The sequence below is a fragment of the Opitutus sp. sgz309028 genome (assembly GCF_059821195.1).
In genome coordinates, this window is record NZ_JCAMRR010000007.1 from 99,691 (window position 1) to 116,949 (window position 17,259).

The following is a 17,259-nucleotide window of genomic DNA, read 5'->3' on the forward strand; positions in this document are numbered from 1 at the left end:
CGCGGTCGTGCGGTCCCTTGGTCAGAAGGAACCCTTGATCCCAAAGCTCCAGTTCGTCCCGTAATTCTCGTAGCGCCAGAGCACGTCGGGATTGCCGGCGCTCGTCTCGAAGATGCGATGCGGCTCCTCGAAGATGTTCCGGCCCGAGAAATAGAGGCTGAAGTTCTGCGTCAGTTTCACCGAGCCGCTGAGATCGAACTTCAGGTTGGATTTCAGATAACGGTTGGTCGAACTCTGGAACCACGGCGAGTCGTCGCGGAAGACGCCGTTGAACCGCAGCGTGAATCGCTTGTAGCGATAGCTCAGCCCGCCCTTGATCGCGTGCGGCACCACGCCCGTCACCCGCCGGCTCGCGTAGGTGCGGGTATATGAGAGGTTCAGCGACGTCCCCTGGAGGAATTTCGGCAGGAAGCTCAGGTATTGAAGATAAGAATACTCCATCGAGCGGAATGTCACCGGCGCGCCCGCGTTGCTGAAGCTGATGAAGTCGTAGGAATCGTAGGCCGGATCGGTGTTGCCGTATTCCGCCGCCGACAGCGTCTCGCCTTCCTGGAGATCGCGGACCTTCGTGTGCGACGCCACCACCTGCACGTTGCTGCTGCTGTTGCGGCCAAAGAAGTAGCTTAACGACGCCGCGAGTTTCTGCGAGCGCTCCGGCCGCAGGTTCGTGTTGGGCGTCGTCACTGTCTCGGCCACGTCGTTGATCAGCGTCGTGCCGGCGAGCTTCGAGAGATCCGGCCGCTTGATCGTTTTGCCCCAGCCGATGTCGCCGAGCAGGTTCGGCGCGAACAGATATTTCGCCGTCAGGCTCGGGAAGAAATCCGCGTAGTTGTTCTTCCGCGTGATCTTCGGACGCGAGTAGCGGTAGTCGACGCCCGCCCACGTGGTCGGCACGCCCGAGGCGTTCACCGGAAATCCCGCCGCCGCGACTTCGGACGACGTATAGGGATTCCAGTCGAGCGACTCGAGTTCCGTGCGCTCGTAGCGCACGCCGCCCTGGAGGTGCAGCTTCTCGATCTTGGTGTTGCCCATCAGGTAGCCGGCCGAGACGGTTTCCGACATGTCGTAGGTCGGATTATTGAGGTATCGGCCTTGTTCATACTGCGTGGTCGAGATGATTCCGAGACTCTCACCGCGCACGAAATACTCCGGATTCGTGTTGAACAAGCGCCCGAGCGCGTCGCGATCGGGAAAGGCCGGTGCGCCGCCGCCGCCGATCGAGGCGAATTTCACGCCCACCTGGTTGCCCGGCCCGTAGAGCCGGATCGGCGACGGGTAATTCGCAAAGCTTCCCGTCGGTCCGCCGCCGGGTCCGACGTAACTCCAGACGTCGTAGCTGTTCGAGTTGCGCGCGATCCGGCTGTCCTCCGTGACCTTCACGCCGGCCTGCAGAAACGTCGGCAACGCGGTCGGCAGCTGATACCGCACATTCAAGGCGCCGATGTTCAGGTCCGTCGTCGCCTGCCGGTTGTCGTCGGAGATGCGCGGGTTCGTCATGTTCGCGAGATCCGTCCAGTCGGCGCCGGAGGTCTGCGTGATCTTCCAATCGGCGTCCTCGATGCTCGAACGCGTCGCGGTGAAGCCCACATTCTGGAGGTTGTTGACGGTGGAATTCGCGACCGAACCGTGCGCGAGGTTGTCGTAGTCGTTGCGCGAATGCGACAGCTGGAACGCGCCGTCGATCGTGAGATCGTTCCAGCGATACTCGAAGCTCGGCGCGATCGTGATCGTGTTGGTGAACTTCAGGCCGTTGCCGCCGCCGAACACGACCTGGCGCGACGCCGGCGTGCCGCCCGTGGTCGTGCCATACGTCAGCAGACCGTCGCCCGCGACGAACTGACGCCCGGTGGTGGCGTTCGTGTTGTTGGTCCCCGCCTGCATCGTCACCTGGCGGTTGTAGAAACGCGCGTCGTAGGCGTTGAAGATCACGTTGAGCGACAGCGTGAGATTGTCGGTCGCGCGGAAGTCCGCCGTGAACGTCGTCGTGAAACGCTCCGTCCACTTGGGCCCGTCCTTCAGCAACACCTGCGTCAGCACCTGCGGCCGCGGATCGCTCGCGGTCGGCGTGCGGTTGTAGGTGTGGTCGACGCGATATTGTTCGTTATAGAGATTCGATTCGCTCACGCCCAGCAGCACGCCGAGCCGTCCGCCGAAGAGCACGTCGGAGTAGCTGAAATCGTAGTTGAGTTTGTATTTTCGGCCAAAGCCGTCGTTGGGGCCTGCGGTGCGGCCCAGCGTCATTTCCTCGGTGTTCATTACCGTGCCGACGTTGAACGCCACGAAGCGGCCTTTCAGGTCGAACGCGCGCTTCGTCTTCATGTTGATGTTTCCCGCCGGGGCGTTCGCGTCCATCGCCGCGCTGATCACGCGGTTGATCTCGATCGACTCGATGCTGTTGATCGAGATCGCGTCGAAGCCGAACGAGCGGTTCGAGGTGCCCGCGGCGGAGTTTTCGAACGCCACATACTGCGTGAAGGCGTCCGCGCTCGCGATCGATCGGCCGTCGAGCGTCACGCTCGTATACTCCGAGCCCATGCCGCCGAGCCGCGGGCCGCGGGTGTCGGCCTCGACGTATTCCAGCTCCACGCCGGGAAGATATTTCAGGAACTCGCCGACGTTGCCTTCCGTCACATCGCCAAACGCGTCGGACGAAATCGAGCGGCTGAGGTTCATCGACGCGCGCTGACTCTGCAGCGCTTTCGCGTTGCCGGTGCGGTCCGTCTCGACGGTGAACGCTTCCAGCATCACGACCTGGTCGTCACCCGCGCCGGCGCTCGCGAGTCCGCTGTAGATCTCGATCTCGCGCGTCACCGTGCCGCCCGCCGGCACCGTCACTTCCGCGGCCACCGTGCGGTAACCGGTGAAACTCACGACGACGTTTGCCTTGCCCGCCGGCACGCGCAGCAGCCGGAAATAGCCGCCGGCTTCCGTGTTGGCGCTGATTTCGGTGCCTTGCACGCGCACCTCGGCGTTGCGGACGTATTCTTTTGCCGCAGGATCGTAAACACGACCAGTGACGGTGCCGGTGCCGTCACCCGTGGATTGGGCAAAGACCGAAAGCGCGGTCGCAAGCGCCGCGCTGAAAACCAAAACGAAGCGGAGGGGGTGGTAGTTCATGGGGGAGTGGTCGGTGAGCGCGTCGCAGCCCGCGCCAGGCTCGAGCGTGGCGACGATCGCCACGATTGGGGTATCTCGATGAAGTCAGAATACCGCGGGCTCCGCGCGACTTCCCCCCTCGTTCGAGGGGTGAGCGCATTTTCCGCGTTTTCTCCTCGGAAAATGCGGCGCACACCCCTCAAACGGGGGGTGCTGCCTCCACCCCGAAACGCTACGCTCGCGCCGCAATTTCCCCTCGCCCCACGATCGCCTTCACCTCGCGTTTACACCGAGGCCGGACCCGTTCGCACTCCCCGTTTTTTTCGCATGACCTTTCGTCTCTTCGCTCTCCTCGTCCTCGCGTTCGCGCTCCCCGGCGCGGCACCTGCCGCACCGCCCGCGCAGCTTCGCCCCAGCGACTGGCGCGACCAAACCACGCTGTCACGCGACTGGGAATTCGTGCGCGGTGACCTCGGCGGCATCTGGGAAACGCTGCGCAGCGCCGATCGCGCCCTCGACCTGCCGGTGTGGTCGCCCGTGACGTTGCCGCATTGCTACAACGCCACCGACGCCGTCGATCCCGACGTGCCGTATTATCAAGGCCCCGCCTGGTATCGCACCCAGCTCGACATCGCCAATCCCCACCCCGGCGGTCGCACCCTGCTCCACTTCGAAGGCAGCGGTCAGAAAACGCAGGTGTGGGTCGGCGACCGGCGCGTCGCGGAACACGTCGGCGGCTACGACGAATTCATCGTCGATATCACCGATGCCGTCGCGGCCTGGCGCGCCTCTCCCCTCGCGCAACTCCCGCCCGCGGAATCGCGCGTCGCGCCCGGCCGCGTGCCGCTCGCGATCCGCTGCGACAACTCCCGCGACCTCGAAACGATCCCGTCCGATCTCAGCGACTTCAATCTCTACGGCGGACTCTACCGCCCCGTGCATCTCGTCTATCTGCCCGCCGCCGGACTCACCCGCCTGCACGCCACGCCCGCGCGCCAGACCGACGGCTCGTGGCGTGTCGACCTGAGCATCCGTTTCCTCGCCGCCGGCCCCGAACAATCGCTCGCGCTTCGTCTCGTCGGCCCCGACGGCGCGACGCTCTCCACGAGCGAAACGCGCCTCGCCGCGTCCACCGAACCCCAGTCGCTCGCACCGCTCACGATTCCCGCCGCGCAGGCACAACTCTGGTCGCCCGCCTCGCCGACGCTCTACGGCGTCGAGATCGTCGCGCGCAGCAGCGGCGGCGAAAGCCGCGTGTGGCAGCGCTTCGGCCTGCGCACGTTCGAGTTCGTTGACCACGGTCCGTTCAAACTCAACGGCGAACGCCTCCTCCTCCGCGGCACGCACCGCCACGAGGATCACGCCGGCCTCGCCGCCGCGATGACCGACGAGCTCATGGAAACCGAGATGCGGCTCATGAAGCGCATGGGCGCAAACTTCATCCGGCTCGGTCACTACCAGCAATCGCGCCGCATCCTCGAACTCTGCGACGAGCTCGGCCTGCTCGTCTGGGAGGAAATCCCTTGGTGCCGCGGCGGCCTCGGCGGCGAGCGCTACCGCGATCAGGCGCGCGGAATGCTCCGCGCGATGATCGATCAGCACCGCAACCACCCGTCGGTCATCCTCTGGGGCTTGGGCAACGAAAACGACTGGCCGGGCGATTTCTCTGCATTCGACAAGGAAGAGATCCGCACCTTCATGCGCGAACTCCACGAGCTCTCGCACACGCTCGACCCGACGCGGCTCACGACCATCCGGCGCTGCGACTTCTGCCGCGACATCGTCGACGTCTATTCGCCGTCGATCTGGGCCGGCTGGTATCGCGGCCAGTTCACCGAATATCGTGCCGTCCTCGAAAAGGAACGCCCCCGCGTGAAACACCTCCTGCACGCCGAATGGGGCGGCGACTCGCACGCGGGCCGGCACGCCGAAGACCCGTATTCGCTTCTTCGCGACGTCATGGCTGCCGGCGCCGCCGACGAACGCGGCCTCGACTTCATGGACGTCGGCGGCAACGCCCGCGCTTCGCGCGACGGCGACTGGTCCGAGAGCTACATCTGCGATCTCGTCGACTGGCACCTCAAGGAGCAGGAGAAACTCGACTGGTTCGTCGGCAGCGCGATGTGGCCGTTCAAGGATTTCTCCACGCCGCTCCGCCCCGAAAACCCCGTCCCGTTCGTCAATCAAAAGGGCGCCGTCGAGCGCGACCTCACGCCGAAGGAATCGTTCTACGTTTACCAATCCTACTGGACCGACGAGCCGATGCTCCGGATCTACGGCCACTCCTGGCCCGTCCGCTGGGGCCGCGCCGGCGAAAAGCGGACCGTGAAGGTTTACTCCAATTGCGACGAAGTGGAGCTCTGGCTCAACGGCGTTTCCCAAGGCACGCGTCGTCGCAACAGCCAGGACTTCCCCGCCGCCGGCCTGCGCTGGCCCGTCGTCTTCACCGATGGCATGAACACGCTGCGCGCCGTCGGAAAGAAAAACGGAGCCACCGTCGCCGACGAGATCGCGCTCCGCTACGAAACGCGTGCGTGGGGTTCGCCGCACCATCTGCGCCTCCAACAACTCCCCGCCGCCGAGGGCCGCATCCGCGTCCAGGCCGAACTCCTCGACGCAGCCGGCGTCGTCTGCCTCGAGGCGCGCGATTTTCTCCGCTTCGGTCACGCGGGCGACGGACGCCTCCTCGACAACCTCGGCACCGCGGGCGGCTCGCGCCTCGTGCAACTCGCCAACGGTCGCGCGCAGATCGACGTCGTCCTCCCGCCCGGCGGCCGCGCGACGCTTTCTGCCTCGGTGAAAGGCGTGCCCACCGCGCTGCTCGATCTGGAAACTCCCCTCACGTCCGCCGCCCGCGCGCCGGACTTCGCCGAAATCGCCGCGCTCGAACGCGACCGCGTGATGCCGCTCGCTACCGCCGCGCTGGCGGTGCAACCGGTTTCCCTGCGCGACACGCCGCTGCCGGCCTTCGCCACCGCCGTCGGCGCCCGGCCCGGCGATTATCTTTCCATGGGCGATTACTGGTGGCCGAATCCCGCCACGCCCGACGGCCTGCCCTACGTCCGCCGCGACGGCGAAAGCAATCCCGACAATTTCGACGCCCACCGCCAGTCGCTCCGCACGATGCGCGACGCCGTCGCCACGCTCGCCGTCGCGTATCGGATTTCCGGTGACTCGCGTTTCGCGCTCCGTGCCGCGGACTGGCTGCAGGTGTTTTTCGTCGCGCCGGAGACGCGGATGAACCCGCACCTGCGTTTCGCGCAGGCGATCCCCGGCGTCAGCGCCGGCCGCGGCATCGGCATCATCGACACGCTGCACCTGTGCGAAGTCGCGCTCGCCGCCCAGGCGATCGCAAATGCACCGGGCGTTTCCGCCGACACGATCGCCGGCGTGCGCCGCTGGTTCGGCGATTACCTGCAGTGGATGTTGACCGACCCAAACGGTCGCGAGGAAGCCGCAACGAAAAACAATCACAGCGTCGCGTATTGGCTGCAGGTCGCCGTCTTCGCGCGCTTCGCCGGTCGCGAGGAGGCGTTGACCGAAGCGCGACGGGTATTCCGCGAAATCCTGCTGCCGCAACAGCTCGCGCCCGACGGCGGCTTCCCGCGCGAGCTCGCGCGCACGAAGCCGTATGGCTACTCGATCTTCCAGTTGGACAATGTCGCACTCCTTGCCGAGGTGCTCACGACGCCCGCCGAGAATCTGTGGCAGTTCGCATTGCCCGACAGCCGTAGTGTCGCGCAGGCGGTCGCGTTCCTCGCGCCGTATCTGGCGGACCGCGAGCGCTGGCCGTTCGCCCCCGACATCGCGCATTTCGAAGCGTGGCCGATTCGCCAACCCGCGCTCCTGCTCGCCGGCTACCGGCTGGGTCGTCCCGATTATCTCGCTCTCTGGCGCCGATTGCCGGCCGACTCCACTGATGCCGAAGTGCGTCGCAACATGGCTGTCACCCAGCCGCTCCTCTGGCTAAATCCCGCGCCATAATCCCCTCCGCCATAACCCCCGGGCGTTTGTTTTCCGATGTAACCGCTGCCGCCGGCAGAGAACGCTTGGAATCTCCCGCCGATCGACGTTCCTTCGCTCCCACCCCACCGCCATGCGCCGAAAAATCCTCCGCCGGTTCGCGGGAGTCGTCGCGCTCCTTTCCCTCTTCGCCGCCACGCCAGGCTTCGCGGACGACGTCGAATCCCCCCGCCGCGTCATCACCACCGCTGCCGAGGTGCGCGCGCTGCCCACCGATGCCGCCCAGTCGAAATTGCCCGTCACGCTGCGCGGCGTCGTCACCGCCGCCGAACCCGATTGGCTCGGCAAATTCGTCCTGCAAGATCAGAGCGCCGGTATTTTCGTCCGCAACACCGGCCTGCAACCCGCGATCGGCGACTATCTCGAAATCAGCGGCACGACGGAGTCGGGCTGGTTCGCCCCAGTCGTCGAAACCACCGGCTGGAAAAAACTCGGCACCGCGCCGCTGCCGCCGGCGAAACCGGTTTCGGTCGAGCGCCTGATGGCCGGCGTCGAGGCGAGCCAGCGCATCGAGATCACCGGGATCGTCCGCTCCGTCTCCTACGTCGCTTCGCAGAAGACGATGGTCGAGGTCTCGATGGGCGGCTATCGCGTGCGCGTCTTTCCCAAGCTGCCCGGCAACATCAACCCGCGCTCGCTCGTCGCCGCGAAGGTTCGCGTGCGCGGCACCGCCGGCACGACCTTCAATGCCGCGCGCCGCCAGCTTACCGCCGTCACGCTGATGGTGCCGCGCGTCGAGGATTTCGTCGTCGAGGAAGCGGAGCTGCATCCGCCGTTCGAGGAGCCGATCCTGCCGGTCGACGATCTCGCGAAGTTTCGCACCAGCGCGAATCTCGGCGAGCGGTTGCACGTGAAGGGCGTGCTGACGTTTCGACGCCCGGGCCTCGATTTGTTCATCCAGGACGAAACGGGCGGGCTGCACCTCGAATCGCGCCAGCCGATCGAATTGCCGCTCGGCCGTTTGATCGAGGCGGTCGGATTTTTGGAGATCGTCAACTACCAGCCCGTGCTCCGCGATGCCGTGCTGCGCGACCTCGGCGAGGCGCCCGCGCCGGTGCAGCCGCGCGAGGTGCCGATGGCCGAACTGCGCGAGGGATTGCACGGCGCCGAGCTGATCACGTTGCGTGGCACGCTGCTGGATCGCAGCGTCCGTCCCGTGCGCCGCGCCGATGCGTCGTTCGTCGGTTACCGCACCGTGTGCACGATTCGCAACAGCGAGCAGTCGTTCTCCGCCGAATACGAAGGCCCCCAGGAAAGCCCCGCCATCGCCGCCGCACCGCTCGGCAGCGTCGTCGAGGTGCACGGCATCGCAGCGTTCGAGACGGGCGACGATGGAAGACCGAAAGCCGTCACGCTGATGCTGCCGGACGCGAAAAGCTTCCGCGTGCTCCAGACGCCGAGCTGGTTCACGTCCGAGCGCCTGCTGATCGGTTTCGCGGTCGTGTGCGTGTTGTTCGCGGCCGTCGTTGGCTGGCTGCTGACCGTTTCGAAGAAGAACGCGATGCTCAGCTTTCTCGTCGCCGAACGCGAGAAGGCGCAGCAGGAACTGCAGCGCGCCAACGACCAGCTCGAGGTCCGCGTGAAGGAGCGCACCGAGCAGCTCAAGGTCGAGATGTCCGTGCGCAAGGCCGCCGAACTCGAATTTCGGGCCGTGTTGATGGAGCGCACGCGTCTCGCGCGGGAACTTCACGACACGCTCGAACAAGCGCTCACCGGCATCGCGCTGCAGCTCGAAACCGCGATCAAGCTCTTCGAGCGCAATCCCGCCGACGCCGGCCCGCCGCTCGAACTCGCGCATCGTTTTCTCCGGCAAAGCCAGCTCGAGCTGCGGCGCTCGATCTGGGACCTCCGCTCGCGCGAACTCGAGCAGTTCAATCTCGCGAAAGCGCTTTCGATCTCCGGCTCGCAACTCCTCGCCGGCAGCGCGATCACGCCGGAATTCACCACCGTCGGCGAACAGCGCCGCCTGCCGGAAGTGATCGAGGAAAACCTGCTCCGCATCGCGCAGGAAGCGCTGACCAATGTCGTGAAACATTCGGGCGCCACCGCCGTGACCGTGCGTCTCACCTTCGGCGAGGACGACGTCGCGCTTGAAGTCCGTGACAACGGCTCCGGTTTGCTCGCGCATCGCATCTCCGAAAACGGCCTGCAGCATTTCGGTCTGCTCGGCATGGCCGAGCGCGCGAAACGCATCGGCGGCCGCCTCGATGTCGCCGGCCCGCCGGGCGAGGGCACCAGCGTGCGCGTGCACGTTTCCCTGCGCGATTTCGAAGCCAGCGAGGCCGCGCCTTCACCCGCTCGCGATCACGTCCTTTGAACCCGCCCGGCAAAATCCGCATCCTCGTCGTCGACGATCACTTCATCGTTCGCACCGGCCTGCTGTCGCTGATCAACACCGATCCGCACCTCGTCGTGATCGGTGAAGCTGGCGACGGCGCGGAGGCGATCCGCCAGTTCGAATCGTTACGACCCGACTTGATCGTGATGGACCTGCGCATGCCCGGCAAAAGCGGCCACGAGGTCACGCGCCACATTCGCGAACGCGACCCGGAAGCGCGCGTGCTGATGCTGTCGGCGTTCGAGGGCGATACCGATATCCACCTCGCGCTCGAGGCCGGCGCACGCGGCTATGTTCTCAAAAGCGTCACGCGTGAGGAACTCATCCCCGCCATTCACGCCGTCGCCGCCGGGCGCCGCTGGATTCCCCACGAGGTCGCCACGCGACTGAAATCCCGCAGCAGCTACGAGGAGCTCACCGCACGCGAACTCGATGTGCTCGTGCAACTCGCCCGCGGACGCGCCAACAAGGAAATCGCCGACGCCCTCGGCATCAGCGAATACACGACGAAAGGCCACCTGAAGAGTATCCTCGCCAAGCTCCGCGTCGCCGATCGCACCCAAGCCGTGATTGCCGCGGTGCAGCGCGGCATCATTCATTTCTAAATCCATCCCTCCATGATCCGACCCTTCCTGTTCCTCTGTCTCGTCTCGTTCCTCGCGCCGGCCGCACTCCGCGCCGCCGACGAATCCACGGCCGCCGTCATGCGCCGCGTGTTCGATTGGCAGGTCGCGCACCCGTGGAGCACGCAGCAGCCGCTCACGCACCACCACGGCAACCGCGGCTGGGTCCAGGGCGCTTTCCTCACCGGCGTGATGGAAGCGTATCGAGCAACCGGAGACGACGCTTACCGCCACTACGCGGAAGCCACGGCCGACGCGAATGGCTGGCAGCCGGGCGCGCGTCCGCGCCACGCCGACGACCACGTCGGCGGCCAGACTTATCTCGAGCTCTACGAACTCGCGCCCGCGCCGCACAAACTCGAGCCGATCAAAACCATGCTCGACGATCTCGTCGCCGCGCCCGGCGCCGGCCGCGAACTCTGGTGGTGGTGCGACGCCCTCTACATGTGCCCGCCCACGCTCGCGAAGCTCGCCCGCATCACCGGCGAACGCCGCTACCTCGACGCGATGGACGCGCTTTACTGGGACTCGTATCTCGCGTTCTACGATCCGGCCGAAAACCTGTTCTACCGCGACCAGCGTTACGTGTTTCCGGCCGAGGGAAAAAAGATCTTCTGGAGCCGCGGCAACGGCTGGGTGCTCGCCGGACTCGCGCGCCTGCTCGACGTGATGCCCGCCGATTATCCGACGCGTCCGCGTTATGTGGCGTTGTTCCAGGCGATGGCTGCGCGCCTGGTGGCGCTGCAGCCCCAGGACGGCCTGTGGCGCTCCAACCTGCTGTATCCGGAAGATCAACACGGCGAGGCCAGCGGCAGCGGATTTTTCTGCTACGCGCTGGCGTGGGGCCTCAATCACGGCGTGCTGACCGAGGCGAAATACCGCGACGCCGTGGATCGCACGTGGACCGCCCTGCTCGGCTGCGTGAATTCCGACGGCCTGTTCGGCTGGGTGCAGCCGATCGGCCACGCCCCCGGCGACTACGACGCGACCAGCTCGCAGGAATACGGTGCCGGCGCCTTCCTCGCCGCCGGCTCGCAAGTGATGAAACTCCCCCCGCGCTGACCCGCCCGCTCCCGCCCAAAAACGGAGAAGTAGAGTGTCATCTAATGTATGACACTCTACCTAGCCCGTTTGGCCATGGCCCATTTGCCTGCGCCCTGAAACGACTCGGCCGCACCTTTGCCGGCGGACGAGTCGCGCCGGTCGTTGCGCGATTGATGACTTCCTCGGCCCACCTTCGCCGATGCGCCTTTGACCCACCGCCGGCCGTCGCTAGTTTGACCGCCCATGACCGACTACCCGTTTACCCCGACTTCACTGCTGACGCCGCGCGTCGCCGGCCTGCTCGCTTCCTTGGTGCTCATCCCACTGGCCTCTGCGCAAAGCCCACAGACGCTTCAAGCGGCCTACGAAGGCGCCTTCCGTTTGGGCACCGCCGTCAACGAAGCCATCGTCGCCGGCGAGCCGCCCGCGCTGCAGCAGATCGCGATCCGTCAGTTCAATTCCATCACGGCTGAGAACGTGCTCAAAGCCGAGGAGGTGAATCCCCAACCGGGCGTCTACGATTTCGCCGCGGGCGACGCCTTCGTCGAGTTCGGCGAGAAACACCACATGTTCATCGTCGGCCACACGTTGATCTGGCACAATCAGACGCCGTCATGGTTTTTCCATGACGACAACGGTCAGCCCAACACCCCCGAAGCCCAGAAGGAAGTCCTGCGCCGCCACATCGAGAAGGTGGCCGGTCGCTACAAGGGCCGCATTCACGCCTGGGACGTGGTCAATGAAGTGATCGCCGACGATGGTTCCTACCGCCCCACCACTTGGGTCAAGGGCATCGGCGACGGCGACGAGCTCGTGAAGCTGGCTTTCAAATACGCCTCCCAGTATGCGCCCGACGCCGAGCTCTACTACAACGACTTCAACGCCTGGCGTCCGGCCAAGCGCGACGGCATCGTCCGCATGGTGAAGATGCTGCAGGAGGCCGGCATCCGGATCGACGGCGTGGGCATCCAGGGCCATTGGGGCCTCAACTATCCAAAGAATGAATACGTCGAAGCCGCCATCGACGCCTACGCCGCGCTGGGTGTGAAGGTCATGATCACCGAGCTCGACGTCGACGTCCTTCCGCTCACCAAGGAAGGCCAGATCATCGGCACGGGCATGATGCACCCGCAGTTCCAGCTCGAGGAGTTCAAGACCTTCCTCGACCCGTATCGGAACGGCTTGCCCCCCGAGCTGCAAACGGCCCTGGCCAACCGCTACGCCGAACTTTTCGAGATCTTCTGCCGCAAGCGCGACAAAATCGACCGAGTCACCCTCTGGGGCATCCACGACAGCATGTCATGGAAGAATGATTACCCAATCCCTGGCCGGACCAACTACACCCTGCTCTGGGACCGCGCCCTCCAGCCCAAGCCCGCACTCAAGGCGGTCCTCCAAGTCCCCGCGCAAACGAAGTAGCGTTTGGCACGGCTGGCGCGCGCTCATTGCCAGCGTGCGCCGATATCTGTGGCGCCTCCTATTTAGCGACGTAGTCGGCGAGGAGATCAGACACGAGAAATTCAAGGTGTCCGAAATTGAGGAGAAATAATCCCACGGCCGAAGCCCAGGTCAGTTCGCTGCCCATCAAGGGGACCGTGCGCGTGGCCGACATGGGAGGATCAGTCCTCGACATCGCGGCACAGTTGATCGAGCTGGCGGGTGATCAGGTCGATTTGCTCCTCGGTTAGGATGTCACTGCCATTACCTGTCACAGCTGCTGCCACGTTCTTCGAGTTGACGACTGTGACTGGTTTGTAGGCCTTTGCTTCCACCCACCAACCTGGAATGGCAAGGATCGGCTTAACTGGGGTGTCTATATTCGTTCGCTGCTTGATAAACTTTTTCAGCCAGTCCGCTTCCGCCTGCGCCTGTTGGAGCCCGTGAGAGTCTTCTCCCCACGGCCAGATGAGTTTGATTCCATCGTAAGTCACCACGTGGTCCTTCATTCCGGGTCGCGCGCGACCCTTCCGCCGAGTCTTAGTTTCAATTAGAGCGATGCCTCGCGGGCCGATCGCGACATGATCAAGGTTGAAAGGCTTCCCGGAGCCTTCTGCCGGAACATCGTGGAAGATGCGGTAGCCTCGCGCCAACAGACACTGGAGGTGTTCGGCGACTTCACGCTCGCCGAGGTAGCCTAGGCGATCTGAACGGTAGCGGACCAGATCGCGAATGGCCCAACGAATCGCAAGCACCAGCGTGCCTAAAAAAACTGCGGTGATGACGCTAAGCCAGACAATGAGATGAGCGCCGGTCTTTGGTCGGAAGTAACTCATCGCGGCGATGGGGATTCCGGTCGCCAAGATCGGGACCAAAGCGGCGGCTGCCATCTTCTCACCGAAGTTCTCCTCGGCCTTTGCGATCCGGCGCCGCAGTGACTCTCCGGGACCTCGCAGGAGTTTGAACTTAACCGGGACGCGATCCCTCCGCCTTTTCGATTTCCAGACTGTGAGGCCTACCGCCACGGCCATGAAAAGAAGAATATAAGCGCTCAGAGCATAGAGGATCCAATAGTCTCGATAGTGTTGGAGCATGGTAAAGCCGAGTGAGGACACGTTGCCGGAGGCGACTGTTAGCGGATTTTCCTGATCCACAGAATGATTCCGGGGAGCAGGAGGCCGTCTGAGCTTTGTAGCGGCCGTTTGAGGTTCGGAAACACCCAGGCGACAGCGTCGGACTTCGTTGATGTAGCCGTCGCGATCGATGCGAGAGATTGGAGCTGCGCGGGCAGATCGTCCTTCAGCTTTACTGGCGCAAGAGCGATGCCGAAGACCATCGCGAGCCGTGGCCGTCCGTCTGGGATGCAACAGCTCGCATCCTTGCGTGCGCGGTCCATTGCCTCGCGAGCGAGACGAACACTTTTGGAATGGTCGTCGCTATAGATCCAGCACTGCTTAGCCTCGGCCATGAACTCGCGCTTCCCGAGCGCGAACCAGAGGTCGATCCGCCCGCTTCCGATTTCTTTCACGCGGCGTTTGTCAGATGCAAATTCCTCGAACGCGTCTCCGCCGCACCGCCACACCGCGCCGGCGAAGACGCTCACGAGCGCACGTTCGTTATACCACCATGGAGCGTCTTTCACCTTCGCCCACTCACGCCCCATGCGCGAATTGAGCGATTGCCATTCACGGAGAATGGGACGGAGGCATTTGAGCTCTGGATGGCGAATGATTGGTGGCGGCAACGTCGACTTCACAGCGTTGAACAGGAGGAGTCCACGGCGGCGCTCCGACAGCGGTGACTATCGGGCTGATGCCACATCGATCAGATCATGCAGGCGGGTGACGTTGTCGTAGGGGCCGAAGTAGTCGCAGACGGCTTCGCCGATCGCGGTGGCGGTCGAATCGATCTCTTGCACGGCGGGATCGTAGAGCATGACGCGCAACAGCCGCGGGTGCGCATCGTGGAGGTCGCGCCAGCGGAAACCCCATTGCTCCATGTAGCTCGTCACCGCGCCGCGGCGTCCGAGCACCTGCACCGCCAGCGAACGGTAGGGCGTGGCGAGGTAGTCTACGCGGATCCGTTTCTCGACTTTACCGGAGAGAACTTGGTTGGTCTTCGCCTCAATCTGCCGTTCACGAAACACCTTTTCCACGGTCTGGCGCGCGACATTGAGCGTCTGCGCGGCGGGCTCGTGAAGGTAAGCGAGGTGGGCAATGCTGACCAATGCCTCAGTGAAGAGATGAATCTCTGCGCCCGGCGCGGGCCAAGGCACGAAACGAAACAGCTCCCAGCCGTCGCGCGTGAGCTGGTAGGCTTCGCACAGCTCGCGGATGCGCTGGGCGGTGACGTCGGCCTCGATGTTTTGGCCGGTTTGGGCGAGCTGCCAGAGGGTTTTGCCGCCGTCGCTCAGGCGGGCGGTGGTGGCGGTGGGCAGTGAAAGCCGAAGGACAATTTGCCAGCCGTCGGGGTAGGATTGCGGCACGGCGAATTCGAGTCCGTGGGGCGTGGAGGCGATTTCGAGCGACTCCTGCCAGAAGGATTGCAGGCTCTCGCGGAGGACGGAAGGAGACGGAGTGTTTTCGGCAGCGCTCACAGCAGCACCTCCTGGGTCTTGAGGTCAATGGCCCAGAGTTGGGCGCAATTGCCGATGAAATCCCCAAAATCGGTGGGCGCAAAGTTGGGCAGCGGTTCGTGCCGGTTATACTCCACGTGCGACGTGGGCAGATTGGGATCTACCTTGTTCTGGTGCCAGCCGGCGGGAATGCGCTGCTTGGCTCGAAGATTGTTGCGACCGACGTGATTGTGCCCGACGCCGCGCATGCCCGGCGAGAATCAAGTTGGCTTCGTAGCTCGCGGTTTCGCGCTGGTCGGTAGCCTTGCCGAGATAGCGGAGGTCGACGAACGGCCCATCGATCAAATCGAGGTTCACATCGAAGCGCCCGCCGTGCTCGCCGAAGGGCTCCACCTCCAGCCGCGAGTTCTCACGCACGACTTTGGGGGCCTGCACAAGTTCATGGATTTGGTGGCGGGCGTGCGGGTAGGACATAAGGTTTAGAACATCGGTGGCGAAGCACCGGGCGCGGATGTTTGTTGGTCGTAGCAAAGAGCGACCAGGCGCATGAGGGGAGCGACGGCCGTCAGACAACGGCGCTCGGGTGAATAGCGGCAAGGCGCGCGGGTTGAGCGGGTGCGGTCATCAATTCCCAGCCCGATGGAGTGTAAATGCGACCGGTCCAAGAGATGCCAGACCATTTGTCAGTTGAGCCGACGCGAGCCCCGGTAATGAGAAGAAACGACCGTTCGGTTATGCCCGCTCGAGAGATAATCCCGTGCAAACGATCGATCTCCGCAGCGACCGCCTGCTGTTCCGCTGGTGACGGCGTCGGGGGCATCTCAGGGTAGGTCACCAGAACACGTTGATCAGCCCGCGTGATAAGCAGGTGGCTGGTTTCCTGGAAGAGGCCGCTCCAGAAAAAATTTTCGTGCTCGAAAGCGACACGCACGGTGTGGACCCATGTGGAGCCGGCAGGGCGGATCGACGAGTCCACAAGATCGGGTTCTTCGTAGAAGATCGCATCAACCGAGTAGTAGTTCTCGTGGTAGAGCAGCCCAAGCGACCTTCCCACTGCTTCGGAGATACTCCCTTCGCCGCGAGGACGCAGCATGAGCGCCGTGAAATTTGCGGCGCGCTGCCATGCAGCGAGGAGATCGGGCGTGCGTGCATTGCAGTGCGCCACCCAGTGATCGAAGAATCTTTCCGCAGTAATCATTTCTGAAAAACGCCGAATCTTACGGAGCCGTTTACTTCGATCTCAGGTCGGCGATCTGGTGGGGAAGCCTCGTTCCCCCACCCAATCGGCCGAGCGGTGCCGGCATGTCGTGACCAAACGTTCCACCTGATTTGCATGCATGGTGTGCCAAGACGACCGGGCAGGCATGCTTCACCTGACCGCACGAGCTCGCTGGCTGAAACCAAACTCGCGCTGGATCGTTGGCGTGCGGCAATTTCAAGGGCATCGAGCGAAGCGGGAGCCGCGAGCTAAGTGAAAACGGTTGCGTAGGTGCAATCCCATTACGCGTGACGCGACGAAAGCTGGTGGGCCCACAGGGATTGGCGAGCTTCGCTCGGGACTTCGGCCTCAGCCCCATCTTCGCTGCGCTTCGTCGACCCAAGGGCTCTCATCCCTGTAAATTATGATCACCGCCGCGCATTGGTGGGCCGACAGGGATTGGTGCCCTTTGGCCATCGCTTCGCGACCGCGCTGCGCGCGTCCCATCTCCGCTTCGCTCCGTCGTTCACGAGCCCCCAGCGAGTAGCCTGACACCCAGGGTTCTCATCTCAGTAAATGGTGACTGACAAATAATGTGGCGGCAAAATGACGAAATCATCGGCCTCCAAATTGGCGGAGGCGTGCCCGGCAACTAGCTTACGGACAGATAAACCGACCATGCTCGTTATTCGTGTCAGAATGAATGACCACAGATCTACTGCATGCTGTTGCTCGCACTATCGCCGGCTGGAGTGCCGGCAGCCATCACGAGTTGAGGCGACTTCGGCAATCGCCGTAGCGCTAAACGGTAAGCGTCCGACGTTCTGCCTCGTAGACGAGTCGTAGTTGTGACGACTACGAACGCTCGTCTGGCATAGTTGTGACAGCTACGAGGCAGTTTTACGAGGGCTGCCACTGTGCCGGC

The 17,259-nt window shown here is 64.0% G+C and carries 11 protein-coding genes and 2 pseudogenes; 7 read left to right on the forward strand and 6 right to left on the reverse strand.

The features are described 5' to 3' along the window. Window positions 1-21: 21 nt before the first annotated feature. Complete coding sequence (locus AC6RV7_RS20530; RefSeq protein ID WP_500096077.1) at window positions 22-3,117, reverse strand: TonB-dependent receptor domain-containing protein; 3,096 nt, start codon at window positions 3,115-3,117, stop codon at window positions 22-24. Between the two features lie 306 nt (window positions 3,118-3,423). On the opposite strand from AC6RV7_RS20530, the pseudogene AC6RV7_RS20535 reads away from it, so the two are divergent. From AC6RV7_RS20535 to AC6RV7_RS20560, 6 genes and pseudogenes are all read left to right on the forward strand, one after another. Then, window positions 3,424-5,928: pseudogene (locus AC6RV7_RS20535) on the forward strand (glycoside hydrolase family 2 protein); the annotation flags it as partial. Between the two features lie 177 nt (window positions 5,929-6,105). Continuing rightward, window positions 6,106-7,080: pseudogene (locus AC6RV7_RS20540) on the forward strand (alginate lyase family protein); the annotation flags it as partial. A gap of 112 nt (window positions 7,081-7,192) precedes the next feature. Continuing rightward, on the forward strand, window positions 7,193-9,436 hold the full coding sequence (locus tag AC6RV7_RS20545; protein WP_500096078.1) for a histidine kinase: 2,244 nt from the start codon (window positions 7,193-7,195) through the stop codon (window positions 9,434-9,436). Further along, on the forward strand, window positions 9,433-10,062 hold the full coding sequence (locus tag AC6RV7_RS20550) for a response regulator (protein WP_500096079.1): 630 nt from the start codon (window positions 9,433-9,435) through the stop codon (window positions 10,060-10,062). The genes AC6RV7_RS20545 and AC6RV7_RS20550 overlap by 4 nt, the downstream gene beginning before the upstream one ends. Window positions 10,063-10,074: 12 nt before the next feature. After that, window positions 10,075-11,142, forward strand: coding sequence for a glycoside hydrolase family 88/105 protein (locus AC6RV7_RS20555; protein ID WP_500096080.1), 1,068 nt, complete (start codon window positions 10,075-10,077; stop codon window positions 11,140-11,142). A 225-nt stretch (window positions 11,143-11,367) separates the two neighbouring features. Then, a complete protein-coding gene (locus AC6RV7_RS20560) occupies window positions 11,368-12,543 on the forward strand; it encodes an endo-1,4-beta-xylanase (RefSeq protein WP_500096081.1) in 1,176 nt (391 codons plus the stop codon). A 200-nt stretch (window positions 12,544-12,743) separates the two neighbouring features. Here the strand turns inward: AC6RV7_RS20560 and AC6RV7_RS20565 are convergent, their stop codons facing one another. From AC6RV7_RS20565 to AC6RV7_RS20580, 4 genes are read right to left on the reverse strand one after another with little or no spacing between them, the layout of a single operon-like run. Continuing rightward, window positions 12,744-13,655 carry a nuclease-related domain-containing protein gene (locus AC6RV7_RS20565; protein ID WP_500096082.1) on the reverse strand — a complete coding sequence of 304 codons (912 nt, stop codon included), beginning with the start codon at window positions 13,653-13,655 and terminating at the stop codon, window positions 12,744-12,746. 38 nt (window positions 13,656-13,693) lie between these two features. Continuing rightward, window positions 13,694-14,317 (reverse strand): hypothetical protein, encoded by a 624-nt coding sequence (locus tag AC6RV7_RS20570; protein ID WP_500096083.1) that lies wholly within the window; start codon window positions 14,315-14,317, stop codon window positions 13,694-13,696. Window positions 14,318-14,362: 45 nt separating this feature from the next. After that, on the reverse strand, window positions 14,363-15,157 hold the full coding sequence (locus AC6RV7_RS20575) for a hypothetical protein (RefSeq protein ID WP_500096084.1): 795 nt from the start codon (window positions 15,155-15,157) through the stop codon (window positions 14,363-14,365). Then, complete coding sequence (locus AC6RV7_RS20580; RefSeq protein WP_500096085.1) at window positions 15,154-15,384, reverse strand: hypothetical protein; 231 nt, start codon at window positions 15,382-15,384, stop codon at window positions 15,154-15,156. The genes AC6RV7_RS20575 and AC6RV7_RS20580 overlap by 4 nt, the downstream gene beginning before the upstream one ends. On the opposite strand from AC6RV7_RS20580, the gene AC6RV7_RS20585 reads away from it, so the two are divergent. Further along, entirely contained in the window at window positions 15,383-15,619 is a 237-nt protein-coding gene (locus tag AC6RV7_RS20585; RefSeq protein WP_500096086.1) for a hypothetical protein, read from the forward strand. The genes AC6RV7_RS20580 and AC6RV7_RS20585 overlap by 2 nt on opposite strands. Before the next feature lie 82 nt (window positions 15,620-15,701). Here the strand turns inward: AC6RV7_RS20585 and AC6RV7_RS20590 are convergent, their stop codons facing one another. After that, entirely contained in the window at window positions 15,702-16,334 is a 633-nt protein-coding gene (locus AC6RV7_RS20590; protein ID WP_500096087.1) for a hypothetical protein, read from the reverse strand. Window positions 16,335-17,259 lie beyond the last annotated feature (925 nt).

Coding starts and splice junctions, on each gene's coding strand:
- AC6RV7_RS20530 (WP_500096077.1), bottom strand. CDS start 3,117: ATGAACTACCACCCCCTCCGCTTCGTTTTGGTTTTCAGCGCGGCGCTT.
- AC6RV7_RS20545 (WP_500096078.1), top strand. CDS start 7,193: ATGCGCCGAAAAATCCTCCGCCGGTTCGCGGGAGTCGTCGCGCTCCTT.
- AC6RV7_RS20555 (WP_500096080.1), top strand. CDS start 10,075: ATGATCCGACCCTTCCTGTTCCTCTGTCTCGTCTCGTTCCTCGCGCCG.
- AC6RV7_RS20560 (WP_500096081.1), top strand. CDS start 11,368: ATGACCGACTACCCGTTTACCCCGACTTCACTGCTGACGCCGCGCGTC.
- AC6RV7_RS20565 (WP_500096082.1), bottom strand. CDS start 13,655: ATGCTCCAACACTATCGAGACTATTGGATCCTCTATGCTCTGAGCGCT.
- AC6RV7_RS20585 (WP_500096086.1), top strand. CDS start 15,383: ATGCCCGGCGAGAATCAAGTTGGCTTCGTAGCTCGCGGTTTCGCGCTG.
- AC6RV7_RS20580 (WP_500096085.1), bottom strand. CDS start 15,384: ATGCGCGGCGTCGGGCACAATCACGTCGGTCGCAACAATCTTCGAGCC.
- AC6RV7_RS20590 (WP_500096087.1), bottom strand. CDS start 16,334: ATGATTACTGCGGAAAGATTCTTCGATCACTGGGTGGCGCACTGCAAT.